Source organism: Gammaproteobacteria bacterium, assembly GCA_003696665.1.
GTDB lineage: Bacteria > Pseudomonadota > Gammaproteobacteria > Enterobacterales.
Genome location: RFGJ01000155.1, coordinates 1 through 2,634, shown reverse-complemented (window position 1 = coordinate 2,634; position 2,634 = coordinate 1). Strand labels below are relative to the sequence as shown.

Genomic DNA, 2,634 nt, shown 5'->3' with positions numbered 1-2,634 from the left:
TTCCGGGTGGGACAGCATCGAAAAAGGCAATCAAATCATCATCCTCACCCATCCACAGGCGCAGGGTAAGACGGAAAACCCGTTGTCGACCGGTCTTGCGTGGCCGTCCCATGGTTACCTGTGTGTGCGGCGCCGTTGGTACAGGCCCAGTTTATAGAGGCCGCGGGCCACCGAAAGTACCGGCTGGTCGGGCAGCACCACCTTCCCGTTGAAGTATTGCGTCAGATAGTCGCGAAGCAACAATGCCCCGCCACCTACCAGCAAGATGGGACTGAAGCGCTTCCAGGACTGCCCCCAGTAACGCTCCACGACGCCGGTGACTTCACGTTCCCAGACAGGTAATGCTTCGCGAACGTCCAGTTTGCCTGCTCTTAGCAGGGTATCCAGTTCTCCCAGGGAGTACATGCGCCGGGTGTTGATAAGTTCCAACAGACGGCGCACACCAGATGTTGCCCCTGCCGTGAAGCGCTGCACGGGTTTTTTGTCGCGCACGACCAGCAATTCGATGGTATTGAAACCTACAGAAATGATGCCGATTTCCTTTTTGAGCGCTGCCCGTCCTCCAGGGTGGAATTGTCCCTGCCCGTTCAATACGTGGTCGAACAGCGCACCGGTGGCTTGCGATGTGACCTTGACTTCCGTAACGGTTACTGCCCAAGATGTACCATCGGCCACCCACCGGTGTTCTCCGCTCATCCAGCGACGCACGCTGAGAACGTTTTCCCTGGCCCCTTCCCCTGTAAGCGGCTCCAGGGGCATTCCAACCACCAGAGACAGGCGAATGGATGTATGGGAAAGTGTGCCCAGCAGATGGGTCAACGCGCCATAGAACAAAGCCTGCATCTCAGGGGAACCCGTGAGGCGGTTGTAATCCAGATTCTCAACAGGGCGGCCCCAATCATGGGCACCGGCCCCAACATAGAATTGCCCTTGTTCTGTGATGAGATGGAGGGGAGGCTTCTGGCTACGCAGCCCTATCATGCGAGTTACTCTCTGCGTGCCGTTGGCGGCTACCTGAGAGGGAAGTTGTAGCCCACCCAATGCGCCATACAACTTGTTGGCGCCCATGCCCAGGTCTTCGCCCAGGAGAATAATGTCGGTATCGGTCATACGTGGCTCCTCGTGTATTGGATTGATAGTTGGTTGGATGTGAAATCGCATGGCGAAGGCCCGCGAGTTCAATCGGTTTCAGGGCGGTTTCCGACGGTTTCAGCCGGTTTCAGGGGTTTCCGGGTTTCAGGTGAAAAGAGAATCTCTGCAAAACTTTCTGTGATATAGCGGGCATTGTCGCGATGCGGGTCCTTGCGCACCCAGCCGCGTAATTCCCACTCGCGAGCGCGCTGTTCCGTTTTGTATTTACTCCATTCATCCTTCCACCCCAGTTCTTCTGCCCAGCCTACCAGCGCGGGGATGGAAACACGTCCGCCATGCTGCTCCCAAGCAAAGCGCATCAAGATGAGTTCCTGCTCCGAGATGGCAAGGTTCTGAGGCTGCCGAGCGCCGATGTCTATCAGCCGGCCTTTGGGGAGATAGTATGTTTGCACCAATCCCCAGCGGTCTGTCACAGCCAGCCCCTGGCGGCTGGCTGGAATGCGTCCGGCCTGGGCAACACCGATGTTTCGGGCCACTGTCGCTGACTTGACCCGGAACGCAATCACGGCTCCAAATTGGTCACGTACGCTTCCCAGCGTTTTCTTGTCGAACGCTTGTGCAGCCAGAACGAGGTGAACGCCAAACTTTAACCCCTGAAAAGCCAGGCTGCTAACGGCTCGCTCGAAAGGACGGCCTAACTGAACCGCTGTTGCGTTGTACTCGTCCAGTACCACCAAAACTCTGGGCAAGGGGTCCCGGTGGTGGCGTACTGCCCAGGCGTTGTATTCCGAGAGTTTTTCCGGAAACGAAGCGACGGTCTGGGAAAACGCCATTTTGCGTTCCCCACAAATCGTCAGTGCGCGCTGAACCAATTCCATGTATCCATCGGGAGTATCCGCTATGGGCATAATCAGCGCGGGATGGTTTGCCAGCATGGGGAAGGTCGTCAGGGGCCGATCCCCGAGAAGCAAACGTGCTCCATCTACGCTGGCCTGGAAGACCAGTGAACGCAGGAAGGTACTTTTGCCGCTGCGGGTCATCCCCGCAACCAGCATGTGCCCCAGGTCATCCCATGGGGCAGAAACGATTTGCCCATTGGTACGAACACCTATGAGCAATTTGCCTCGTTTCACACCTGGGAAATCAACCCGCCTGGGAAGGGGTTTGGGGCGGTTGAGTAACACGGCATACCGCAGTCCGGTAGAGTTGGAGATGGCCGTCGGCATTCCTCGCAAGTTGGTGGATATCTGGTGCAACACTGATGGGTGCATATATGCGTCCAGCCGCCCGGACAACTTCCGTGTATCCAGGTCGGCAAAGAGAATCTGGAGTTCTCCTGTGTACACGAAGACATATCGTCGAAATATAGGATGCAGGCCGCGTTGTTCCAACGTATGCGCTATAATGCGCACCGTCTGACGCGCCACGGCAAGGTGTTTATTTTTGACGGCAAGGGCAGTTTTAGCGCTCATCATCCCTCCAATAACCTCGTCTGGAATGTGCTTTCGACATCGGTGACCCAGGTGTGTACTTCGGGGTCAT

At 56.6% G+C, this 2,634-nt stretch carries 2 protein-coding genes; both read right to left on the bottom strand.

Annotated elements, in window-relative coordinates:
• Window positions 1-114: 114 nt before the first annotated feature.
• Window positions 115-1,161, bottom strand: coding sequence for a ParM/StbA family protein (locus tag D6694_04765; GenBank protein ID RMH45430.1), 1,047 nt, complete (start codon window positions 1,159-1,161; stop codon window positions 115-117).
• 17 nt (window positions 1,162-1,178) lie between these two features.
• Window positions 1,179-2,567 carry a hypothetical protein gene (locus D6694_04760; protein ID RMH45429.1) on the bottom strand — a complete coding sequence of 463 codons (1,389 nt, stop codon included), beginning with the start codon at window positions 2,565-2,567 and terminating at the stop codon, window positions 1,179-1,181.
• Between the last annotated feature and the right edge of the window lie 67 nt (window positions 2,568-2,634).